Annotated in this window: 16 protein-coding genes, 1 rRNA gene and 1 pseudogene; 8 read left to right on the top strand and 10 right to left on the bottom strand. The window is 44.1% G+C overall.

Annotation, left to right across the window (positions count from 1 at the left end; genetic code table 11):
- Positions 1-51 precede the first annotated feature (51 nt).
- The 3 genes from F895_RS18615 to F895_RS18625 all read left to right on the top strand — a co-directional run bounded on the left by F895_RS18615 (position 52) and on the right by F895_RS18625 (position 5,043).
- Positions 52-675 (top strand): TetR/AcrR family transcriptional regulator, encoded by a 624-nt coding sequence (locus F895_RS18615; RefSeq protein WP_005237987.1) that lies wholly within the window; start codon positions 52-54, stop codon positions 673-675.
- A gap of 83 nt (positions 676-758) precedes the next feature.
- Positions 759-3,440, top strand: a complete 2,682-nt coding sequence (ppc, locus tag F895_RS18620) for a phosphoenolpyruvate carboxylase (RefSeq protein WP_005237986.1) — start codon at positions 759-761, stop codon at positions 3,438-3,440.
- Between the two features lie 307 nt (positions 3,441-3,747).
- Positions 3,748-5,043, top strand: coding sequence for a solute carrier family 23 protein (locus tag F895_RS18625; protein ID WP_005237985.1), 1,296 nt, complete (start codon positions 3,748-3,750; stop codon positions 5,041-5,043).
- A 52-nt stretch (positions 5,044-5,095) separates the two neighbouring features.
- Here F895_RS18625 and F895_RS18630 read toward each other — a convergent pair whose 3' ends face one another.
- Positions 5,096-5,842, bottom strand: coding sequence for an SDR family oxidoreductase (locus F895_RS18630; protein ID WP_005237984.1), 747 nt, complete (start codon positions 5,840-5,842; stop codon positions 5,096-5,098).
- A gap of 123 nt (positions 5,843-5,965) precedes the next feature.
- On the opposite strand from F895_RS18630, the gene F895_RS18635 reads away from it, so the two are divergent.
- Both F895_RS18635 and F895_RS18640 read left to right on the top strand, forming a co-directional pair.
- On the top strand, positions 5,966-6,868 hold the full coding sequence (locus F895_RS18635; protein WP_005237983.1) for a LysR family transcriptional regulator: 903 nt from the start codon (positions 5,966-5,968) through the stop codon (positions 6,866-6,868).
- Positions 6,869-6,969: 101 nt separating this feature from the next.
- Positions 6,970-7,866, top strand: a complete 897-nt coding sequence (locus tag F895_RS18640) for a LysR family transcriptional regulator (protein WP_005237982.1) — start codon at positions 6,970-6,972, stop codon at positions 7,864-7,866.
- A 6-nt stretch (positions 7,867-7,872) separates the two neighbouring features.
- Here F895_RS18640 and F895_RS18645 read toward each other — a convergent pair whose 3' ends face one another.
- The 3 genes from F895_RS18645 to ilvD all read right to left on the bottom strand — a co-directional run bounded on the left by F895_RS18645 (position 7,873) and on the right by ilvD (position 11,946).
- Positions 7,873-8,604, bottom strand: coding sequence for a sulfite exporter TauE/SafE family protein (locus F895_RS18645; protein ID WP_005237981.1), 732 nt, complete (start codon positions 8,602-8,604; stop codon positions 7,873-7,875).
- 79 nt (positions 8,605-8,683) lie between these two features.
- Positions 8,684-9,973 carry a hypothetical protein gene (locus F895_RS18650; RefSeq protein ID WP_005237980.1) on the bottom strand — a complete coding sequence of 430 codons (1,290 nt, stop codon included), beginning with the start codon at positions 9,971-9,973 and terminating at the stop codon, positions 8,684-8,686.
- Between the two features lie 143 nt (positions 9,974-10,116).
- On the bottom strand, positions 10,117-11,946 hold the full coding sequence (ilvD, locus tag F895_RS18655) for a dihydroxy-acid dehydratase (protein ID WP_010590150.1): 1,830 nt from the start codon (positions 11,944-11,946) through the stop codon (positions 10,117-10,119).
- Positions 11,947-12,156: 210 nt separating this feature from the next.
- On the opposite strand from ilvD, the gene fmt reads away from it, so the two are divergent.
- Together fmt and rsmB are read left to right on the top strand one after the other, a co-directional pair.
- Entirely contained in the window at positions 12,157-13,119 is a 963-nt protein-coding gene (gene fmt / locus F895_RS18660; protein ID WP_005237977.1) for a methionyl-tRNA formyltransferase, read from the top strand.
- Complete coding sequence (rsmB, locus tag F895_RS18665) at positions 13,116-14,423, top strand: 16S rRNA (cytosine(967)-C(5))-methyltransferase RsmB (RefSeq protein ID WP_005237975.1); 1,308 nt, start codon at positions 13,116-13,118, stop codon at positions 14,421-14,423. The genes fmt and rsmB overlap by 4 nt, the downstream gene beginning before the upstream one ends.
- A gap of 41 nt (positions 14,424-14,464) precedes the next feature.
- Here the strand turns inward: rsmB and F895_RS19235 are convergent, their stop codons facing one another.
- The 3 genes and pseudogenes from F895_RS19235 to F895_RS0118755 form a co-directional block, all read right to left on the bottom strand.
- Positions 14,465-14,608, bottom strand: coding sequence for a methionine/alanine import family NSS transporter small subunit (locus F895_RS19235; RefSeq protein WP_005237973.1), 144 nt, complete (start codon positions 14,606-14,608; stop codon positions 14,465-14,467).
- Positions 14,609-14,618: 10 nt separating this feature from the next.
- Entirely contained in the window at positions 14,619-16,097 is a 1,479-nt protein-coding gene (locus tag F895_RS18670; protein WP_005237972.1) for a sodium-dependent transporter, read from the bottom strand.
- 377 nt (positions 16,098-16,474) lie between these two features.
- Positions 16,475-17,916 (bottom strand): annotated as a pseudogene (locus tag F895_RS0118755) (aldehyde dehydrogenase family protein).
- Positions 17,917-18,048: 132 nt separating this feature from the next.
- Between F895_RS0118755 and F895_RS18675 the strand changes: the two are divergent.
- On the top strand, positions 18,049-18,810 hold the full coding sequence (locus F895_RS18675) for a TIGR04219 family outer membrane beta-barrel protein (RefSeq protein WP_005237966.1): 762 nt from the start codon (positions 18,049-18,051) through the stop codon (positions 18,808-18,810).
- A 282-nt stretch (positions 18,811-19,092) separates the two neighbouring features.
- Here F895_RS18675 and F895_RS18680 read toward each other — a convergent pair whose 3' ends face one another.
- The 3 genes from F895_RS18680 to rrf all read right to left on the bottom strand — a co-directional run.
- Positions 19,093-19,404: an ankyrin repeat domain-containing protein gene (locus tag F895_RS18680; protein ID WP_005237965.1), complete on the bottom strand. Its 312-nt coding sequence runs from the start codon at positions 19,402-19,404 to the stop codon at positions 19,093-19,095.
- A 17-nt stretch (positions 19,405-19,421) separates the two neighbouring features.
- Positions 19,422-20,114 carry a tetratricopeptide repeat protein gene (locus tag F895_RS18685; protein WP_005237964.1) on the bottom strand — a complete coding sequence of 231 codons (693 nt, stop codon included), beginning with the start codon at positions 20,112-20,114 and terminating at the stop codon, positions 19,422-19,424.
- Positions 20,115-20,232: 118 nt separating this feature from the next.
- A 5S ribosomal RNA gene (gene rrf / locus F895_RS19205) occupies positions 20,233-20,319 on the bottom strand; the annotation flags it as partial.

The following is a 20,319-nucleotide window of genomic DNA, read 5'->3' as shown; positions in this document are numbered from 1 at the left end:
AAATAAAGCTAGAATTTTGATTTTTAAAATTGATTAACAGAGAACGATAACGTGCAAATCAGCAGTGGCCGTCCTAAAGATTTAGAGAAAAGAGCCAAAATTTTACAAGCCGCAAAATCTATTTTCTTAAAAATGGGCTATCACGCCACCAATATGAATCAGATTGCCAAAGAAGCGGGCGTCACCAAACTCACGGTGTACAATCACTTTCAGGACAAAAGTAATCTGTTTATGTGTGCGATTGAAGAAAGCTGTGAAGAATCGATTCGTGCCAAACAGTTTGAACTCACTGCGGATTCCGACTTTGAGCAGGCCTTGGTGCTGATGTGCCACCGGGCTTTAAGTATTATTTATCTGCCAGAAGCCTTGAAACTGGACTGCTTGCTGTTTGAATTGGCGGCCGAACAAAGTCCGTTAGCCAAACAATTCTTTGATGCCTCGCATAGCCGCATGTGCCATGTCTGGTGTGATTTTTTCGAGCAAGCCATCGCCTTTAAATTTATTCAAGCCGATGAACCGATAAAACAAACTGAGCTGATCATCTCGCTAATGTTGGGCATCCGTCATCAACAAGTGTTACTGGGTCTAGCCCCTGTGCCAACAGCAACTGAAATTGACCAGATGATTCAGCACGCGATTGAGATTTTTTTGCTTAAATATCAACCGACAAATTAGAGAATATTCACATTTTTTACGTTCTGCTCTTGGAATGTCTCGCAATCGCGCTATAGTCGAGTGAGAACAACAGGAGAATTAGAATGATTCAGCAAATCACTGCTCCACTACGTGAAGATGTCCGTTTACTCGGCAATTTACTTGGAGAGACCTTAAAGCAACATGCTGGGCAAGATTTGTTTAATCAGATTGAGCAAATTCGGGCATTAGCCAAAGGCGCACGTGACGGCCAGATCGAAGCGGAAAAACAGCTCGAACAATTGTTTCTCGGTTTAAAAGATGAAGAGATTTTGCCACTGACTCGCGCATTCTCACATTTTCTTAACTTCGCCAATATTGCTGAACAGTATCATGTGGTACGTAGCCGTCGTCAGGCCGAGTTTGATGAACATGCACCCAGTCCAAATCCGCTCCCGCATCTATTTGAAAAATTCAAAACCCAACAGATCAACGCAAAGCAACTGTTTCAACAGATCTGTGATTTAAAAATTGAACTGGTGCTAACGGCTCATCCAACTGAAGTCAGCCGCCGTACTCTTATTCAAAAATATGATGATATTACCGATTGCCTATCACAACTCGATCAGCAAAAGCTGACACCCAAAGAACGTCAACAGACCATCGCCACCCTGAAACAACTGGTTAGCTCCGCATGGCAAACCGATGAAATCCGCCAGCATCGTCCAACCCCTGTCGATGAAGCCAAATGGGGCTTTGCTACGATAGAACAATCGCTCTGGAATGCCGTACCTAAATTTGTACGCGAACTGAATGAGCTGACCCAGCAACATTGTGCGCAAGCCTTACCCCTGCACATCGCACCGATTCGTTTTGCCTCCTGGATGGGCGGTGACCGTGATGGCAACCCGAATGTCACCCATCAGGTGACCCAAGAAGTATTGTGGTTATCACGTTGGCAAGCAGCCGACCTATACCTGCGTGATATTGAAAATCTACGTTGGGAATTGTCCATTCAGAGCTGTTCTGAAGAACTGACTCAAGCATTGGGCTATGAACACCCTGAGCCCTATCGTGAATATTTACGTGACACCCGTGAGCGTTTAAAAGCCACCCGTTCGTGGTTGGCACACCGCCTTCAAGGCACTGAAGCCGATGACAGCAATATCATCAAAGATAAAGATGAATTGTTGGCACCATTGCTCCTCTGCTACCGCTCTTTGATTGACAGTAATCTGGCTGAGATCGCCAATGGACAATTGCTAGATTTTATTTATCGGGTCAATTGCTTTGGCATTGAACTGCTCAAACTGGATATCCGTCAGGAGTCAGGTCGCCATCGCCAAGCCATTTCAGCCATTACCGAATATCTAGGTCTGGGCAATTTTGAATCATGGACCGAACAGGCCCGTCAAAACTTTCTGATTCAAGAATTACAGAGCAAGCGCCCATTATTACCGAAATTCTTCAATGAACCTGAAGGTAGCCTGATTCAACATCCTGATGTTCTGGAAGTGTTTGCCACCATGCGCACTTTGGCAGAACAGCCGACCGAGAGCTTGGGTGCCTATATTATTTCCATGGCAGAATATCCAAGTGATGTGCTGGCCGTGTTGCTGCTGCAAAAAGAGGCTGGGATTCAACATCCACTGCGTGTGGTGCCTTTATTTGAAACCTTAAAGGATCTGGACGGCGCGGCCAAAACCATGAATATCTTGTTCAATATGCATTGGTACAAACAGCATATTCAAGGCAAACATGAAGTGATGATTGGTTACTCAGATTCAGCCAAAGATGCTGGCTTTATGTCGGCCAACTGGGCGCAATATCGTGCTCAGGAAGAGCTGACCGCCATCGCCAAACAGCATGGTGTGCAATTGACCCTGTTCCATGGTCGTGGTGGTTCTATTAGCCGTGGCGGTGCGCCAACGCAGCAAGCCCTGTTTTCACAGCCACCAGGTTCAATTTCAGGTGCCATCCGTGTGACCGAACAAGGTGAGATGATTCGCTTCAAATTCGGCTTGGAAGGTATCGCGCTACAAAATCTAGAAATTTATACCGCAGCGACTTTAGAGGCGACCTTGTTGCCGCCACCGGAACCGAAACAGGAATGGCGTGAGCTAATGAACCACATGACGGATTTATCGGTCAAAGTGTATCGTCAAACCGTGCGTGAAAATCCTAACTTTGTCAGCTACCTGCGTACCGTCACACCTGAGCTGGAATTACAAATGCTACCACTCGGTTCACGTCCGGCTAAGCGTAAAGTCAGTGGTGGTATTGAATCGCTGCGCGCCATTCCTTGGGTATTTGCATGGACTCAAATCCGCTTGATGCTACCGGCTTGGCTGGGGACAGGTACCGCGATTAATCAGGTGCACGAGCAACATAAAAGCACCTTAAACGAGATGCTGGAACAATGGCCATATTTCCAGACTTTGATTGATATGCTGGAAATGGTGTTGTCAAAATCGGATGCTGATATTGCCCTGTATTATGAATCTCATCTGACCCAAGATCAGGATTTAAAAGTGCTTGGTGTGGAATTACGGCAACGCTTACAAAATGCAGTGGACACCCTGCTCAGCCTGAAAGGGGAATCGAAACTGCTGAGTAATAATGATGTGCTGGATCAGTCCATGCAGGTGCGTAAACCGTATTTATTGCCGTTACATTTACTCCAAGCCGAGTTGATGAAACGTCGTCGCCTGTATCTGGCCGAACACCAGACCGAACACAGCCCTGTCGATCATGCCCTCATGGTCAGTATTGCAGGGATTGCCGCAGGTCTGCGTAACACAGGTTAAGTCGCACCTCAGCCTTGCCATCAATAGAAAGGCCCCTGTTGATGGCAAGGCTGGCAAAATATGCCATTTCAATAAAAAAATGAGAAAAATTCAAAAAATTATTTTGAAAATAAGATATTTAACTTTTCAAATAATCTCGACAAAATCAATAATAAATCCACACGCTTATTTTGAAATAAATTTTACCAAAAGGTAAAAATACAAACACTAAAAGGCTGATCTGGCAATCCCCTCAATGACTTATAGGTGAAAGCGCGTTTTAAGACAGGGTATCATACGCGCTGATATCACATAATGAGTCTAATTTATGTCAAGTTGGTTTCCAAAATGGCAGCCGTATCAGGGACAGGTTGATCATCGCCCTGTTGCAACAAATGAATATTTACCGCCCTTACAAAGTGCGGTGCTCGGGGTCCAACATGCATTTGCAATGTTCGGTTCAACCGTCCTTGCACCTTTATTGATGGGCTTTAGTCCCAATCTGGCCATCTTAATGTCAGGAATCTGTACCATCCTGTTCTTCTTTATGACAGGTGGTCGTGTTCCGAGTTATTTAGGTTCAAGTTTTGCTTTTATCGGGGTGGTTGCGGCAGCAACAGGTCATATTACCGGCTCGGGTGCCAATCCAAACCTGTCAGTCGCTTTGGGCGGGATCGTGGTCTGCGGGATTGTTTATGCCCTCATCGGTTTTGCAGTGATGCTGACTGGTACACGCTGGATTGAGAAACTGATGCCCCCTGTGGTGACAGGTGCGATCGTCATGATTATTGGCCTTAATCTGGCTCCCGTGACCATCAAAGCGGTTGCAGGTCAGCCGTTTGAAATGTGGATGGCGCTGATTACGGTACTCAGCATGGGCATCATCGCTGTCTTTACCAAAGGGCTATTACAACGTCTATTACTGCTAATTGGCCTTTTAATTGCCTATGCGATTTATGCAATCGCCAGTAATGGTTTAGGTTATGGCAAACCGATTGATTTCTCCCAAATCTCGGCCGCGCCTTGGTTCGGTATTCCGAGCTTGTCACACCCAACTTTTGATTTAAATGCGATTCTGATCATTGCACCCGTAGCACTAATTTTGGTGGCAGAAAATCTGGGCCATATCAAAGCCGTTGGCGCAATGACAGGTGAAAACCTCACACCGCAACTGGGTAAAGCTTTTGTTGCCGATGGCGTTGCAACCACCTTATCAGGCGGTGTCGGAGCACCCGGAATGACCACCTATGGCGAGAACATTGGGGTGATGGCTGTCACTCGCGTTTACTCGACGCTGGTCTTTGTGATTGCTGGTGTGTTTGCTATTTTCTTGGGCCTTTCACCTAAATTTGGTGCCGTCATCAGCACCATTCCAAATGCGGTACTCACTGGCGCATCGATTGTGGTGTTTGGTCTGATTACCATTGCAGGTGCGAAAATCTGGATCGAAAACAAAGTCGATTTCTCAAACAATAAAAACCTGATCATCGCTTCTGTTACGATTATCCTCGGCGCAGGTAACTTTGAATTGTTATTTGGTAGCTTCAATTTAGGTGGGATCGGCACTGCAACTTTTGCTGCGATTTTCCTAAACTTGCTATTTAATTTAAAAGACAAAAACTAAAATATTCAAGGCAGCACAAGCTGCCTTTTTTTATGTTGAGAAGGATACATGACTAGATAATGCCTCCATTGGCTCTAATCACCTGTGCATTAATCCAGTTACTCGCATCACTCACAGCAAAATCAAGCACCGCAGCAATATCTTCCACTGTGCCTAAACGCTCTAAAGGGGCTGCTTTGGCCAACTGTTCAATTAATGCCTCACTCTTCCCTTCAAAGAATAGTTCAGTTGCTGTAGGTCCTGGTGCAATCGCATTAACGCTAATGTTTCTGCCTCTTAATTCTTTGGCAAGGATAGCCGTCAAAGCTTCTATGGCTGCTTTAGAGGCACTATAAATACCATACCCTTCCAGCTTCATACCAATCACACTACTAGAGAGATTGATAATTTTCCCACCCTGCTCAAGTCGTTTCGCCGCTTCTCGCATGGTATATAAACTACCTTTTAAATTAATCGCCAGAACCTTCTCAATAGTTTCATCATCTAAAGTTTCAATTTTTTGAAAGCACATAATGCCTGCATTATTAATCAGAATATCCATTCGCCCGTAGTTTTGAATGACATAGTCAAATAGCCGCTCAACCTGATGCGACTGGCTGATATCTGCTTTAAATGCACTTGCTGTACCACCCGCAGCTGTAATTTTTTCAACGACCTGATTTGCTTCTAAATCATTGCGTGCATAATTAATCACGATTTGATGGCCTTGCTGTGCCAATAAGGTTGCGGTAAAAGCACCAATTCCTCGGGATGCTCCTGTAATCAAAATTACTTTCTTATGATTTGATGGCATATTCATGTTTAACCTCACTCAAGTCAACTTATCACGGAATACGATCTATGATACTGTTCAGTGAGAACAAGATAATCCATCAAATTTCGGCTTCTTTATCCGAATAGAGCGAACAAAACAATCAAGCCTATGGACAAGTTAAATGCAATGTCAGCATTTGTGCATGTGGTTGAGCAGCGCAGTTTTACCAAAGCAGCTCACATTCTGAGTCTGCCACGCTCGACCCTGACAGATGCGATTAAACAATTGGAATCGCAGCTAAATACCCGCTTACTGTTTCGGACCACACGACAGGTCAATCTGACTGACGAAGGCCATTTGTACTATCAGCGCTGTAAATATATTCTGACTTATATTAATGAATCAGATCATGATTTTTTACATGCCAAACCGCAAGGCTCGTTAAAGGTGGAAGTTCACGGTCTCTTTGCTGCGCATTTTATTCTGCCCAAACTACATCAGTTTCTCGGTGAATATCCTCAAATACAATTACAGCTGACTGAAAGTGATCGCTATGTTGATCTGATTAAAGAAGGCATAGACTGTGTGATTCGGATTGGTCATTTAAATAATAGTGAACTAGTGGTCAGATCCTTGGGCCAGATCCCGCAAATCACGCTTGCGAGTCCTGAATACCTCAACAAATACGGCACAACGAAGCTACTCAGCGATTTAAAACAGCATTTTATGGTGGGTTTTTACTCCAGCGCACGCCAAAAACAGCTTCCCCTAGAATTCATCATCAATCATCAGCTTGCGTTTTATGACCTCAGTTCCTTAATTCAAGTCAATGGAGCACATACCTATTCGGCTGCAGCAGAACAAGGCTTTGGTATTATTCAGGTGCCACGTTATGCTCATTTACAACAAATCGAAAATGGTCAGCTTTGCCCTGTATTACCCCAATACACAGTTCCCTCTTTACCCGTTTCTTTGCTTTACCCTTCAAAAACATGGGTTTCACCTCGACAACGCGTATTTATAGAATGGATCATACAGTTGTTTAAAGATCATCCTTTGGATCAAAGTTAAAATCGCCTTACCAAAAACAGTTTGTGCCACACTTCAGTCCACTATCTTTCCTGAAGCGATATTTAGTATGATGAATTTTTACATTTCAATACGTTGCCATCATGCGTTTTGATTTTTTTGATTTACAGCTTGTTCTACATATCATCAGTACCGGCAGTCTGACCAAAGGCGCGGAACGCTCTGCAATTTCTTTGCAGGCCGCCAGCGAACGCATAAAAAAACTTGAACTCTATTTCGATACCCCCTTATTTATTCGTCATAGCAATGGCCTTGAACTGACCACTGCGGGTCATGCCTTGGCAGAACATGCCCGCCGTTTAATGAAACAAAAAGCGGTGCTTGAACATGACATGCAACGCTTTCGGCAACAGCAACCTGAAGCTCTGACGCTCTGGTGTAACTCTTCTGCTCAAAGTGAGTATTTACCCCCACTCTTGCCGCAATATCTGATGTTACATCCAACCATTAATCTTGATCTACACGAAGCGGAAAGCTCTGAAATTGTTGAAGCCCTGACCCAAGGCATTGCACGCTTGGGATTGGTATCCAGCTTTTTTGATACCCAGCATTTACACACCCAAGAATTTGCCAGCGACCCGCTGGTGCTGATTTGTCCAGCAGAACATGCCTTAGCCCAACAGGCAGCCCTGAACCTGATCGAGGCCTTAAATTACGGCTTTATTGGCTTGATGCCGCATCATTCATTACAGCAATCGATTGAAACCCAAGCTAAATTACTGGGCTTTAATATCCAATACCGTTTGCGCTTACCCAATTTTGCTGCAATTGCAGAAGTGGTGGCGAAAGGGGTCGGCATTGCCATTATGCCTGCCCGTGCGGCACAGCGCTTACAGGCAGATTACGCTTTCCATACCGTGCAGTTACTGGGTGCATGGGCCAATCGCAAGCTGCTTTTGGCCGCACAGGACTTTTCCCAACTGCCGCTTGGCTATCAACAATTTGCTGAATTTTTACTACAGCATCAACCCACCAACTGATCCATGCTAATGCGCAATCATATACATCCCTAAAGCCATTAACCCAATAAAAAACAGGCGACGAAAGCGTTGCTCATTGAGTTGGTAACGGATCTTTTTACCGAGCCACATCCCAACCAATGCCGCCACTAAAGCTACGGCAGAGAGTCGATAATCCAGGTGCATGCCAGCCATCGGGTTATGCTGTAGAAATACCGCCAGACAAATCGTAGATACGGTAAAGGTCAATCCTAAGGCTTGTACCAGTTCATCTCGTTTTAAATGCAAAGACTGCAAATACGGCACAACGGGAATAATCACCACGCCCGTTGCGACTGTGACTGCACCACCAATATAGCCCACGACAGGAGATAGCCAACGCTCATATTTGGCCAGATGGGGCAGCTTTTTGACACAGAGGCCATAACATCCGTATAAGGCCAGCATGCATCCCAATAAAATTTCGCTGCTATGCCCATGACTCTGGTTTAAGGTCGGTAAAAAGCTCCAGATCGAACCCACAATAATGCCTGCAAGTAAGGTCCAGAAACGCCGGATAAACATCCAGACCCGCCCCTCAGCAAACAGTTGCCAAATATTGGTCACCATGGAAGGAACAATCAACAGGGATGCAGCCTGAAAGGGACTCATGGCAATGGTCAGTAGCCCCATGGATACCGCAGGCAAGCCTAGACCAATCATACCTTTGATCATGCCGGCAAAGGCAAATACCACAATAATGATTGCTAAAAAAGTCATGTGCGCTCTCCGATGTTGCACCGGAGTTATGCTACGAAAAAACGGGGGCTCCCCCTATTCTTATTTTTGGGAGCTGGCCTCAGGCAGAGCTTGAGGCTATTCGGTATTTATCTTCCAACACATTGCTAATAATACTTTCAATCATCCAGACCCGGTATAAGCTATTAAATACATAGCTCTGTCCATCAATGCGCAATTCCAGAACTGGAAAATCAGGCTGATGCTTTTGCTGGCACAGTTCATCATTCTGTTGCAATAGAGCCTCCACATCCTGTTCAGTTATCTGATCGATCTCCAAGCGTCTCTGCATACGCTGAAAATGGGCTTTAAATGACAGGTCTCTACCGCGTGTCCACACGCCTTCTAATATCTGATGAATACAGTCCACTTGCTGTTCTTCAGGCACACTATAAAACAGCCGTGCCATCTCGTAGGTTGCGTCTTTGGTTGGGCGACAGAATGGTGTAAATGCGACTTGTGTCCGCTTGGAGACGCGAGTGGCCAGACTCCAGTCAAACCAGTCTCGCCCATGATAACTCAATGGGTAAACTTTCAACTGAATATTATAATAATCCGCCAGTTCTTCTTTGATATATGCCAATAATAACCAGCTCATTGGATCTTCAAGCGCAATATACAGATCCAACTCAGAATGCATGGCTTGAACTTCGCTCAGCGCTTCACCATCATTAATCAAATGCTCACGCCATTCGATATGGTTGATCAGGAAAATTGGATTTCCTGTCAGCAATTTCTGTTGTTTTAGCCGACGGGTCAAGCGGAGTAAGTCATCAACGGCTTGATATTTACGCTCGCCAAACTCGAAATAACTGGCGGCTACAGGCACATCTTTAAAAATGCGTTCAGGATAATCTTGAGGGCTTTGATGCTGGCTAGCCATGGCATGCAAGGTACGCAATTTGCCATATTGTTGTTGCCACAACATATGAAAGACGTCTTCGAGCAAATGTAAGAAGTTCTGCTCACGCAATGGCGTGTTTCTAAGAATGGTTTCAGCTTGTTGTAAGGCTTCTGCGCTGGGGATTTCTGGGGTGTCATCAAAACCAAAACGATGTTGCTTGGCGAGAATTTTGGCATCATTTAAACAATAAGTTTGCCAGTCTTGCTTCGACATCTCATTGGGAGGTTCAGCGTCTTGCCTCGAAATAATCACCTTTAACGGTTTGAGTTCATCACTCAGGATTTCATTGAGCTGACCAAGTTGTTGCACTGCAAGATAGCTATAAACATCGTCTAGACGCAGGTAAATACTTAAACCCTGTTCCGTGGGTAACTCCGCCTGACGAGAAGGTTTCTGATAGTACCAACTCGATCGTATGGGATCAAACCAACGACGTAACAAAGACATGTCGACAGCCTCTAATGGTCATAAATTGAAATATGGATGGATATACTCAAACTTGTGTCGGAACAAGTGAGCCAATAAATATGTTCAGTATCTTATAAAATAACAAAAAAGTCCCCCTTAATTGAAAGAGGGACTCAAAGGGATTACAAAACTCGTACTGCGCCTTTGGCTGCACTGGTTGAATGCAATGCGTAAATCTTCAATGACTTAGACACTTTGCGTTTACGCTCTTCTGCCGGATGCCAGCCTTTGGCTTCCTGAACCGTACGGCGATGTGCCAGGGTGGCATCGTCAATATCAAGGTGAATGGTACGATTTGGAATATCAATCTGGATCGTATCACCATCCTCAACCAAACCAATTGCACCACCTTCGGCAGCTTCTGGAGATACGTGACCGATCGACAAACCTGACGAACCACCCGAGAAACGACCATCAGTAATCAAGGCACAGTCTTTACCCAAACCTTTCGATTTCAGGTAACTGGTCGGGTACAACATTTCCTGCATCCCGGGTCCACCACGTGGGCCTTCATAACGAATCACCACGATGTCACCCGCCACGATTTTATGATCCAGAATTGCTTCAACTGCCGAATCCTGACTCTCAAACACACGGGCTGTACCAGTGAATTTAAGAATCGACTCATCCACACCTGCGGTTTTGACGATACAGCCATCTAGAGCGATGTTGCCGTAAAGCACAGCCAAACCGCCATCTTTAGAGAAGGCATGTTCAGCATTACGAATCACACCTTTCTCACGGTCACCATCTAAGGTTGAATAATAACGGTTCTGTGAGAACGCGACTTGGGTTGGAATCCCCCCTGGAGATGAACGATAGAATTCATAAACATCTGCATCTTCGGTACGGATAATATCCCACTTGTCCAAAGCATCTTTCAGGGTTTTTTCATGTACGGTTGGGCATGAGGTATTGAGTAAGTTGGCACGATCGAGCTCACCCAAGATCGCCATGATCCCACCCGCACGGTGTACATCTTCCATATGTACGTCTTGTTTTGCAGGTGCAACCTTTGACAAGACTGGAACCTGACGTGACAAACGGTCGATATCATCCATGGTGAAATCAACTTCTGCTTCATGTGCAGCAGCCAGCAAATGTAATACCGTATTGGTCGAACCACCCATGGCGATATCCAAGGTCATGGCATTTTCAAAAGCAGCTTTGGTGGCAATCGAACGCGGCAAGATGCTGTCATCATTCTGCTCATAATAGCGCTTCGCCAGTTCAACCACTAAACGCCCTGCTCTCAAGAACAATTTTTCACGGTTGGCATGCGTCGCCACAATAGAACCATTGCCCGGTAAAGACAAACCAAGAGCCTCGGTTAAACAGTTCATCGAGTTCGCGGTGAACATGCCTGAACAAGAACCACAGGTTGGGCATGCTGAGCGTTCAAACGCAGCGACTTCTTCATCGGTATAGCTTTCGTCGGCTGCAACCACCATCGCATCAACCAAGTCGATTGCTTTTTCATCACCACGGAATTTGACTTTACCCGCTTCCATCGGCCCACCAGACACGAATACCACAGGGATGTTCAAGCGCATTGCTGCCATCAACATTCCCGGTGTGATCTTGTCACAGTTCGAGATACATACCATTGCATCGGCACAATGGGCATTGACCATATATTCTACAGAATCGGCAATCAAATCACGTGATGGCAGTGAATACAGCATCCCGTCATGACCCATGGCAATCCCGTCATCAACGGCAATGGTATTAAATTCTTTTGCCACACCACCAGACGCTTCAATTTCTCGTGCAACAAGTTGACCTAAATCTTTGAGATGCACATGACCTGGCACAAATTGGGTAAATGAGTTGACCACTGCAATAATGGGCTTGCCAAAATCTTCATCTTTCATACCCGTCGCACGCCATAAACCACGTGCGCCAGCCATATTTCTTCCATGTGTCGATGTTTTCGAACGATAATCAGGCATTTTTTATTCCCAACAAGTGTGTGCTCGAGACGAATAGGACATTCGCTCTGGCGAAATGATACTGAGCTCTCTGCATCATACTACAAGTTATCGTTTAACAGATGACCAACAGGCCTATCTTTTTTTGCGCAAAAGCAATTCAGGCAGTGAATTAGGGACTCGTCGCTTTTTCGCTTATAATTTGAGGTAAGTTTTGTTTGGATTCCATTTGTGAAAATCATTTTTGCTGGTACGCCTGAATTTGCGGCAACCGCATTGGCGGCATTATTAAAAACATCCCACCAGATTATTGCGGTTTATACCCAGCCGGATCGTAAATCGGGCCGTGGGCAAAAATTAACACCTTCTCCTGTTAAACAATTGGCACTTGAACATGGTTTGCCCGTTTATCAACCTTTGAATTTTAAAGCGTCGACGGAAGACGGTTTGGCAGCCCGACAACAACTTGCAGCCTTGGGCGCGGATGTGATGGTGGTGGCCGCTTATGGTTTGATCTTGCCGCAAGCCGTGTTAGACACTCCAAAGTACGGCTGTCTGAATATTCACGGTTCATTGCTGCCGCGCTGGCGCGGGGCTGCCCCAATTCAACGTGCCATCGCCACAGGTGATGCAGAAACGGGGATTACCATCATGCAAATGGCGGCAGGTTTAGATACGGGCGATATGATGTATAAAACCTATTGTCCAATTACTGCGGAAGATACCTCTGCCAGCTTGCATGACAAATTGGCTGCTCAAGGTGCAGAAGCGATTTGTACAGTACTCGAATCAGAACAAAGCTTGCAGGATTTCATCGAAAAACGTGAAGTGCAAGATGAGACACTAACGGTCTATGCGCATAAGTTAGTCAAAGCCGAAGCGCGTATTGACTGGAAGCAAAGTGCAGTGCAAATCGACCGTAATATTCGTGCTTTTAATCCTTGGCCAGTGGCGTTTATTCAGTTAGATGAAAACAATGCCTTACGTGTGTGGGGTTCAATGCTTTCTCAACATCAAAAAACTGATGCACAAAGCGGTGAGATCCTTGCGATCGATAAACAAGGCGTGCATGTGGCATGTGGCGACAATGCAGCCGTGTGCCTCACCAGCTTGCAATGGCCCGGCGCGAAAGCCTTAAATCCAGTGCAAATTGCACAAACCCAGAAATTACATATTGGACAAATTCTCCCATGAGCCAATCGAATCAATCATCTGCAAAAAATTTGAATTTGCGTGCGCAAGTGGTCAAAACACTTTTGGCTGTTCAAAATGGGCAATCTTTGTCTTCTGTTTTGAATCAACATCTCAATATGGTTTCTGAACGTGACCGTGGTTTATATCACGAACTTACTTTAGGCTGTTTACGCCAATGGTATTCCTTAAAAGCCATTACCTTACCCTTGCTCACAAAACCATTAGACAATGAAGCACTCGAAAGTTGTTTATATCTTGGTTTATATCAAATTTTATGTACGCGTGTTCCTGTACATGCTGCGATTTCAGAAACCGTAAATGCGGCCAAGCAACTCGGTTTCGAGCCAATGAGTGGTTTGGTCAATGCAATTCTGCGTCGTGTTTCACGTGAAACAGATGAATTTCAAACCGCTTTGAATAATACGCATGGTTTACCAAGCTGGTTATTCAAACGGCTCAAAAAAGATTGGCCTGAGCAAGCAGAGTCGCTATGCCAAGCCTTGAAACAAGTCGCGCCACTGACGCTGCGCGTCAATGAACGCCAAGTCAGTCGTAACGAATATTTAGAGATTTTGGACGAAGAACAGATTGATGCTCGTCCTTGTATGCTTTCAAATGTAGGTATTGTTTTGGAACAAACCGGCAATATTACCCATTTACCCGGTTTTGAAGAAGGCGGTTTTTCTGTTCAGGATGAGCATGCTCAATTATGTGCCACGCTTTTACCCAACTTAGATAACCAAGTGGTGATCGATGCTTGTGCTGCACCAGGAGGTAAAGCCGCGCATATCCTTGAGCGCTTTAATCCGAAAAAATTGATTGCACTTGATCATGATGCAAAACGTTTACTGCGTGTTTCTGAAAATTTAGAACGTCTTGCCCTAGATCAGAAGCTTGTAGAGATTGTGACAGCAGATGCGACCACGTGGCAGGCACCAGAACTTGTCGATTGTATCGTGTTGGATGCACCCTGCTCTGCAACAGGCGTGATCCGTCGTCATCCCGATATTCGTCTGCTGAGACAATCAACCGATATTGCACAAACCGTGGCACTACAACAGCAGATTTTGCAGCAGATGTGGCAACAGCTTAAAGTCGGTGGCACCTTGCTGTATATTACCTGCTCAATACTTAAAGCTGAAAATGAGCAGCAAATGGCAACTTTCTTTGCTGAACATACCGATGCTGAAGAAGTCAAAATCGAAGCTGATTGGGGGATTGAGCAGACGCATGGTCGTCAGTTGCTTCCTTCTGCACACGCTGGTGATGGTTTCTATTATTGCCGGATTAAAAAATTGGCATAATAAAAAAGCAGGCTTGAAGCCTGCTTTTTTTTAAATCTGTTTTAAAGCGTATGTTGATCTTTGACTTCTTCCAGAACCTCATCTAGTTCTTCTGGATGCTTCATCAGGTGCAGGATCGACAAAGCCAATCCCCCCCAAACAAACAACATAGCAATAACCATCATCACGATTGCAGAAGTATTCATATTCTTTCTCCTAGCGATCTTTGAGCTTGCTGAGGACGATTGCAACAACAGCACAGAAAATCACACTGCCCCATCCAAAGATGCCTTGTAAGCTCATGCTATAACTATCGTAACCGTTTTTCACCAAGTTAAATACCGTCATGCTTAAGGTGGTTAACAAGATCAAAGAAGTGATCACCGTTAAGGTAAATGCCCAGCCTTTACCCAGTTGAATCGTGGAAATGCGGTTGATATGATCACGCAGTTCAATCAAAGCCGAACGCTTAAACCATGTAATCCACAGAATAGAAACGAGTGCTCCGCCAACAATACCAATGTTATTGATGAAGTGATCGACGATATCGACCAGTTTAATCGCATTGACACTGGAGAATAAGAACACCGAAACCAAGGCACTACCGCCACCAATAATGGTCACGGCTTTGGTACGCCCCCATTTCAATTTGTCTTGCATTGCAGCAATCGGCACTTCCAAGATACTCACCATTGACGAGATACCCGCAACGAAGAGTGATGAAAAGAACAGCAGACCGAATAAGTCAGCACCTGCACCCAAACTTGAAATGATTTTCGGGAAAGCGATGAATGCCAGACCAATACCACCACTCACTACGTCCTGTACTTCTTTGCCTGCCGTATGCGCCATAAAGCCCAAGGCTGCAAAGATTCCGATGCCTGCCAAAATTTCAGTCGAGGCATTGGCAAAACCAACAATCAGGCCCGAGCCAGTTAAATCGGTTTTAGGTTTGAGATAAGAGGCATAGGTCACCATGATCCCGAAGCCCACAGACAGTGAGAAAAAAGTATGGCCATATGCGGCTAACCACACTTTATAATCCATCATGGCCGACCAGTTCGGGGTAAAGAAAGCATTTAAGCCTTGCACCGCACCTGGTAAACGTAATGACTGAACCACCAGAATGGTGAACAACACGAATAACAATGGCATGAAAATCTTGTTGGATAATTCAACGCCCTTCTTCACCCCACCATATAAAATGATCAAGGTCAGTGCCCAGATTCCGACGATTGGCCAGAACAAATGACCCACGAAATTAAGGTCAAAACCTGCCGCTTTCGAAGTCTGTAAATACGTATTGAAGAAGAAACTTTCCGGGTCAGTCCCCCATGTCTGACCGATCGAGAAGTACACATAACTCCCCGCCCACGTCAGTACACTGGCATAGTACAGGCCAATGATGATACAGACACAAACCTGCCACCAACCCAGCGTCTCTCCGCCTTTAAATAGCGCACGATACGCCTTTGGTGGAGAATTACGCGCACGATGACCCGTTGCATAGTCTAGGAATAAAAGAGGTAAACCAGCGGTAATCAACGCCAGTAAATAAGGGATAAGAAACGCCCCGCCGCCATTTTCATAGGCAACGTAAGGGAAACGCCAAATATTGCCTAAACCGACAGCTGAACCTACAGCTGCAATAATAAAACCAGATCGTGATGTCCAGTTTTCACGAGTATCTGTCATAAAACACCTAAATTGTCCTGCTGGCCTTTCCATACTGTTTGTGGTTTGTTATTGTCCAACAGACATGAAAAGTGCCATAAAAATCTTGTCTTGTTTGTATGAAAATTCAACCTTGTGAGTGTGTTATTTCCATGCACAAACAAACAAAAAACCAAACCATCTTCCTTAAAGATCGGGCGTTGTTTTTCTGCTTTTAATAGCCGAACAATACCTGTTTTTATTTCTTTTTACTGTAAATTCTGCAAGAAAAAATCATCTTTTTTAAACAACTGATTATTTTTCAACAGCCTGTAATTTTGACCTTACAGTCAAGCTATAAAAATCAAGTACATAAAACAATCAAGCGAAGCATTTACTCCGCTTGGGCCACTCTCTTTTTATTGTTTGATGGCTAATAATCTTTCCTCTTGCATATCCCGAATAGCAAACTGAATCCCTTCACGGCCAAGGCCCGAATCCTTCACCCCACCATAAGGCATATTATCGACGCGGAACGTCGGAACATCGTTAATAATCACACCTCCAACATGTAAATGATCCCATGCATATAGCATCTTATTCAGATTTTGCGTATATACGCCTGCCTGCAAGCCAAAACGACTTTGATTGATGGTCACAATCCCCTGCTGAAAGTCCTTAAATTTCTCCAAGATTGCAATTGGACCAAATGCTTCATCCTTATAGATTTCCAGCTTGGCATCTACATTTTCCAGTAAAGTGGGTTCGAACAAAACCCCTTCTAAACGTCCTCCTATCAGTATTTTTGCTCCTTTTTTCTCGGCCTTATCTAGCCATTTTTTTAAACGAATCGCTTCAGCCTCCTTAATCATGGGACCAACCAATGTGGTACTTAAAGTGGGATCATCCACTTTAATTTTTTTCAATTTGGCGATGAGTTTCTTTTTCACTTCGGCATATAAGTCAGCATGAATTAAAATTCGCTGCACACTGATACAGATCTGCCCCGCATGCCCATAGGCTGCACTGATTAAACGATCAATCAAAGCGTCATCAATCACTGTATCCGCATCAATCAGAACCGCAGCATTCCCGCCCAATTCCAAGGTGACTTTCTTACGACCAGCACGGGCTTTCATGTCCCACCCCACCTGATCGGAACCCGTAAAGCTTAACAGCTTGAAGCGATCATCCGTGACAGAATATCTGCGGCCTGACGCTCACAAGGCAATACCGACCACGAACCTTTCGGTAAATCGGTTTCGGCTAATACCTTGGCAATCATTAAGGCACTGATCGGAGTCAAACTGGCAGGTTTCAACACAAAAGGACAACCCGCAGCAATGGCTGGTGCAATCTTATGTGCAACGAGGTTGAGAGGAAAATTAAACGGACTGATTAAGGAAACTGCACCGATGGGTACATATTTGACCATCCCTCTGAACTGGGCAGCCGCGGGTGTCACAGCTAGAGCTAACATTCGCCCATCATCGAGCTGTGTCACGGCATCTGCGGCCAATTGAAAGGTATTGATCAGACGTTCAACTTCGGCACTTGCTGCACCGCGAGGTTTCCCCCCTTCTGCAATCAGAATATCTGTTAACTCTTCACGCAGTTCATTAAAACGCTTCACGCAGTGCAATAGGATTCTTTGTTTCTGAAAGGGTTTTAAGGCCGCCATTTCTGCTTCAGCTTTCACCGCAGCTGCAATCGCTTTTTCAAGCACTTTGGTATCGGCCAAGGCGACACGTGCATACACGGTATTGTGATACTTATCATGAACTTCAAGCCATTGGCCTGTGGTGGCTGCTTTGCCTGCGACATAAAGTGGGTAATCCACCACATTTTTTGTATCTGTCATTATTCTTGATCCCGTTATAAAAATTTAAATTTAGACTACTGCATATTTTCCAAGATCACTATATGATTCGCCCATTCACAGATGAATTCACAACAATTCATTACTGTTTTTGATACTGATTAGGACAATGCAATGAAAATATTAAAAATATCAATGTTTGCGTTAGGGACAGGCATTTGCAGTCTGGCACAAGCGGATATGCTAGGCGTGAAAGCTGATGCGAGTTATTGGTTTTATGATGGTAAGGCAAAAGTTCAACCAAAACCAAATACCTCATCATTATCAAATCAAACAGGTGTAGATGACCTTTTATTAAATCCTTATGCAGGTCTTTCAGCACCTGAAGAAAATTTAGATCGTAAAGGTTCAGCTCAGATATCACTTGCATTTGAACACCCGATTCCATTGATTCCAAATGCCAAAATTCGCTATGTAAATTTGAAATCACAAACTGAAAATACAGTGGCTGGACAACCTGTCTACGATCTGAACATCGATCACACCGATTTCATTCTCTATTATGAAATCTTGGACACCATCGTCAGCGCAGATGTCGGTCTGGGTGCAACCAATTTAAATGGTGATGTCAAAACACTGAATGTCAGTAAAACAGATATCGATAAAACAGTTCCTGTCATCTATGGCTCTGCGGGCATCAAACTTCCATTTACTGGTCTCAGTGCCAAGGGCGAGTTGTTGTATAGCAACTTTAACGATACCAAAATCACAGATGCGCAAGCCGAATTACAATACAACTTTATTGATAATTTATTGGTCGATGTGGGTTTAAAAGCAGGCTATCGTATTCTCGATATCAAATTAGATGACTACAAGAAAAATGACCTTAAGTTTGACTTTAAAGGTCCGTATATTGGCTTAGATATTCATTTCTAAGATCCGAATAAAACAGAAAGGGAATCTCTTGATTATGTTTTTATGGATAATAATTATCCCTATCAATGTACGCAAAAACCTACAACAATCGCAGCAATTGGCGAATATCCCAATACAAACTTTTCACCTATAATACAAATCATAGAGAGACAGGAAGTCTCATTGAGAATAAGAACAGACACAGGACGTGGTCGTTAATAGGATATCAACGACATAAACTGAATATGAAGAAGCCCCGTCAGGATGATGGGGCTTCTTTTTATCTATCATTTTATAGGTGATTTAAAGACTTTTGAGATAAGCAACCACTTCGCTATGCTCTGCCATTTCTGCAAGCTGTAATGCGCTATATTCTCCTTTATACGCCACATTTGCACCCTTACTCACGAGTAGCTTCACCACCGCTAAATTGTCGTTCTCAGCAGCAGCCTGAAGCGCACTATAGCCTTCGTCATCGGTCTGGTTTGGATCTATTCCCTCTGCCAATAGTTGCTCGACTTGTTCCACATCACCAAGGGATGCCCAATACACAAGTTCAGGAAGATGTAGTTCATCATCATCTTCAGGCAGTGGAGTGAAAGAGTTGAGTTTCATAAGAAATACCTATTTTTTTATTTAAGATAAAGTGTTTTATACTGATCGGCTAGCTCCTTAGCCTTCTTCATTTCTTGGATATTAAAAATTTGGGTAAAGTTCTTTAAGTTTTTAATTGCCTGATCATTTTCTGTTTCCGCTGCAACACTAATCCATGCGTAAGCTTTGTAATAATCTTGTTCAACGCCTAAACCCTGAGCAAATAATAAACCATACTCATTTTGAGAAAAAGAATAGCCAGCTTTTGCTGATTTTTCATACCAAAAAGCAGCTTTAGTATAATCTTGTTTAACAAAATTCCCTTTGCGAAAGGCATTACCTAAATAAAATTGAGATTGCAAATCTCCTGCATTCGCAGCCTTTTTAGTATATTCAAAACCCTTCTCAGGATTTTTTTGTACTCCAATACCTTCATTATACATAATCGAAAGATTTGCTAAGGAAGGCACATATCCTTTTTGAGCAGATTGATTAAATAAATTAAACGCCTTTTCTACATTTTTTGGGACACCTAAGCCTTGAAAATATAAACTTGCTAAATAGTGTATTGCTTGAACATTTCCAGTTTTTGCTGATCTTTCAAAACCATCAAAAGCAGCTTTATAATTCTTTTGATAATAAGCTGTTAGGCTTGTATCCAAGTCATTGCTTGCAATAGCCATACTTGAAACGCCTAAAGCAACGACCAATACAAACAGGCTTTTTTTCATATCAACTTCATGTCCCTATACAAATATAGGAGGATATTAGCACAGGCCAATTTATTTATTTCCTCCACGCAATAAAAAACACCCCCAACTGTTATGTTGGGGGTGTTTAGTATTTAAAAGCTGGCGATGACTTACTCTCACATGGCAAGTGCCACACTACCATCAGCGCTAAGAGGTTTCACTTCTGAGTTCGGGAAGGGATCAG

It is taken from the genome of Acinetobacter sp. CIP 64.2, assembly GCF_000369645.1.
GTDB lineage: Bacteria > Pseudomonadota > Gammaproteobacteria > Pseudomonadales > Moraxellaceae > Acinetobacter.
This window is presented reverse-complemented; position numbering and strand designations above follow the sequence as displayed.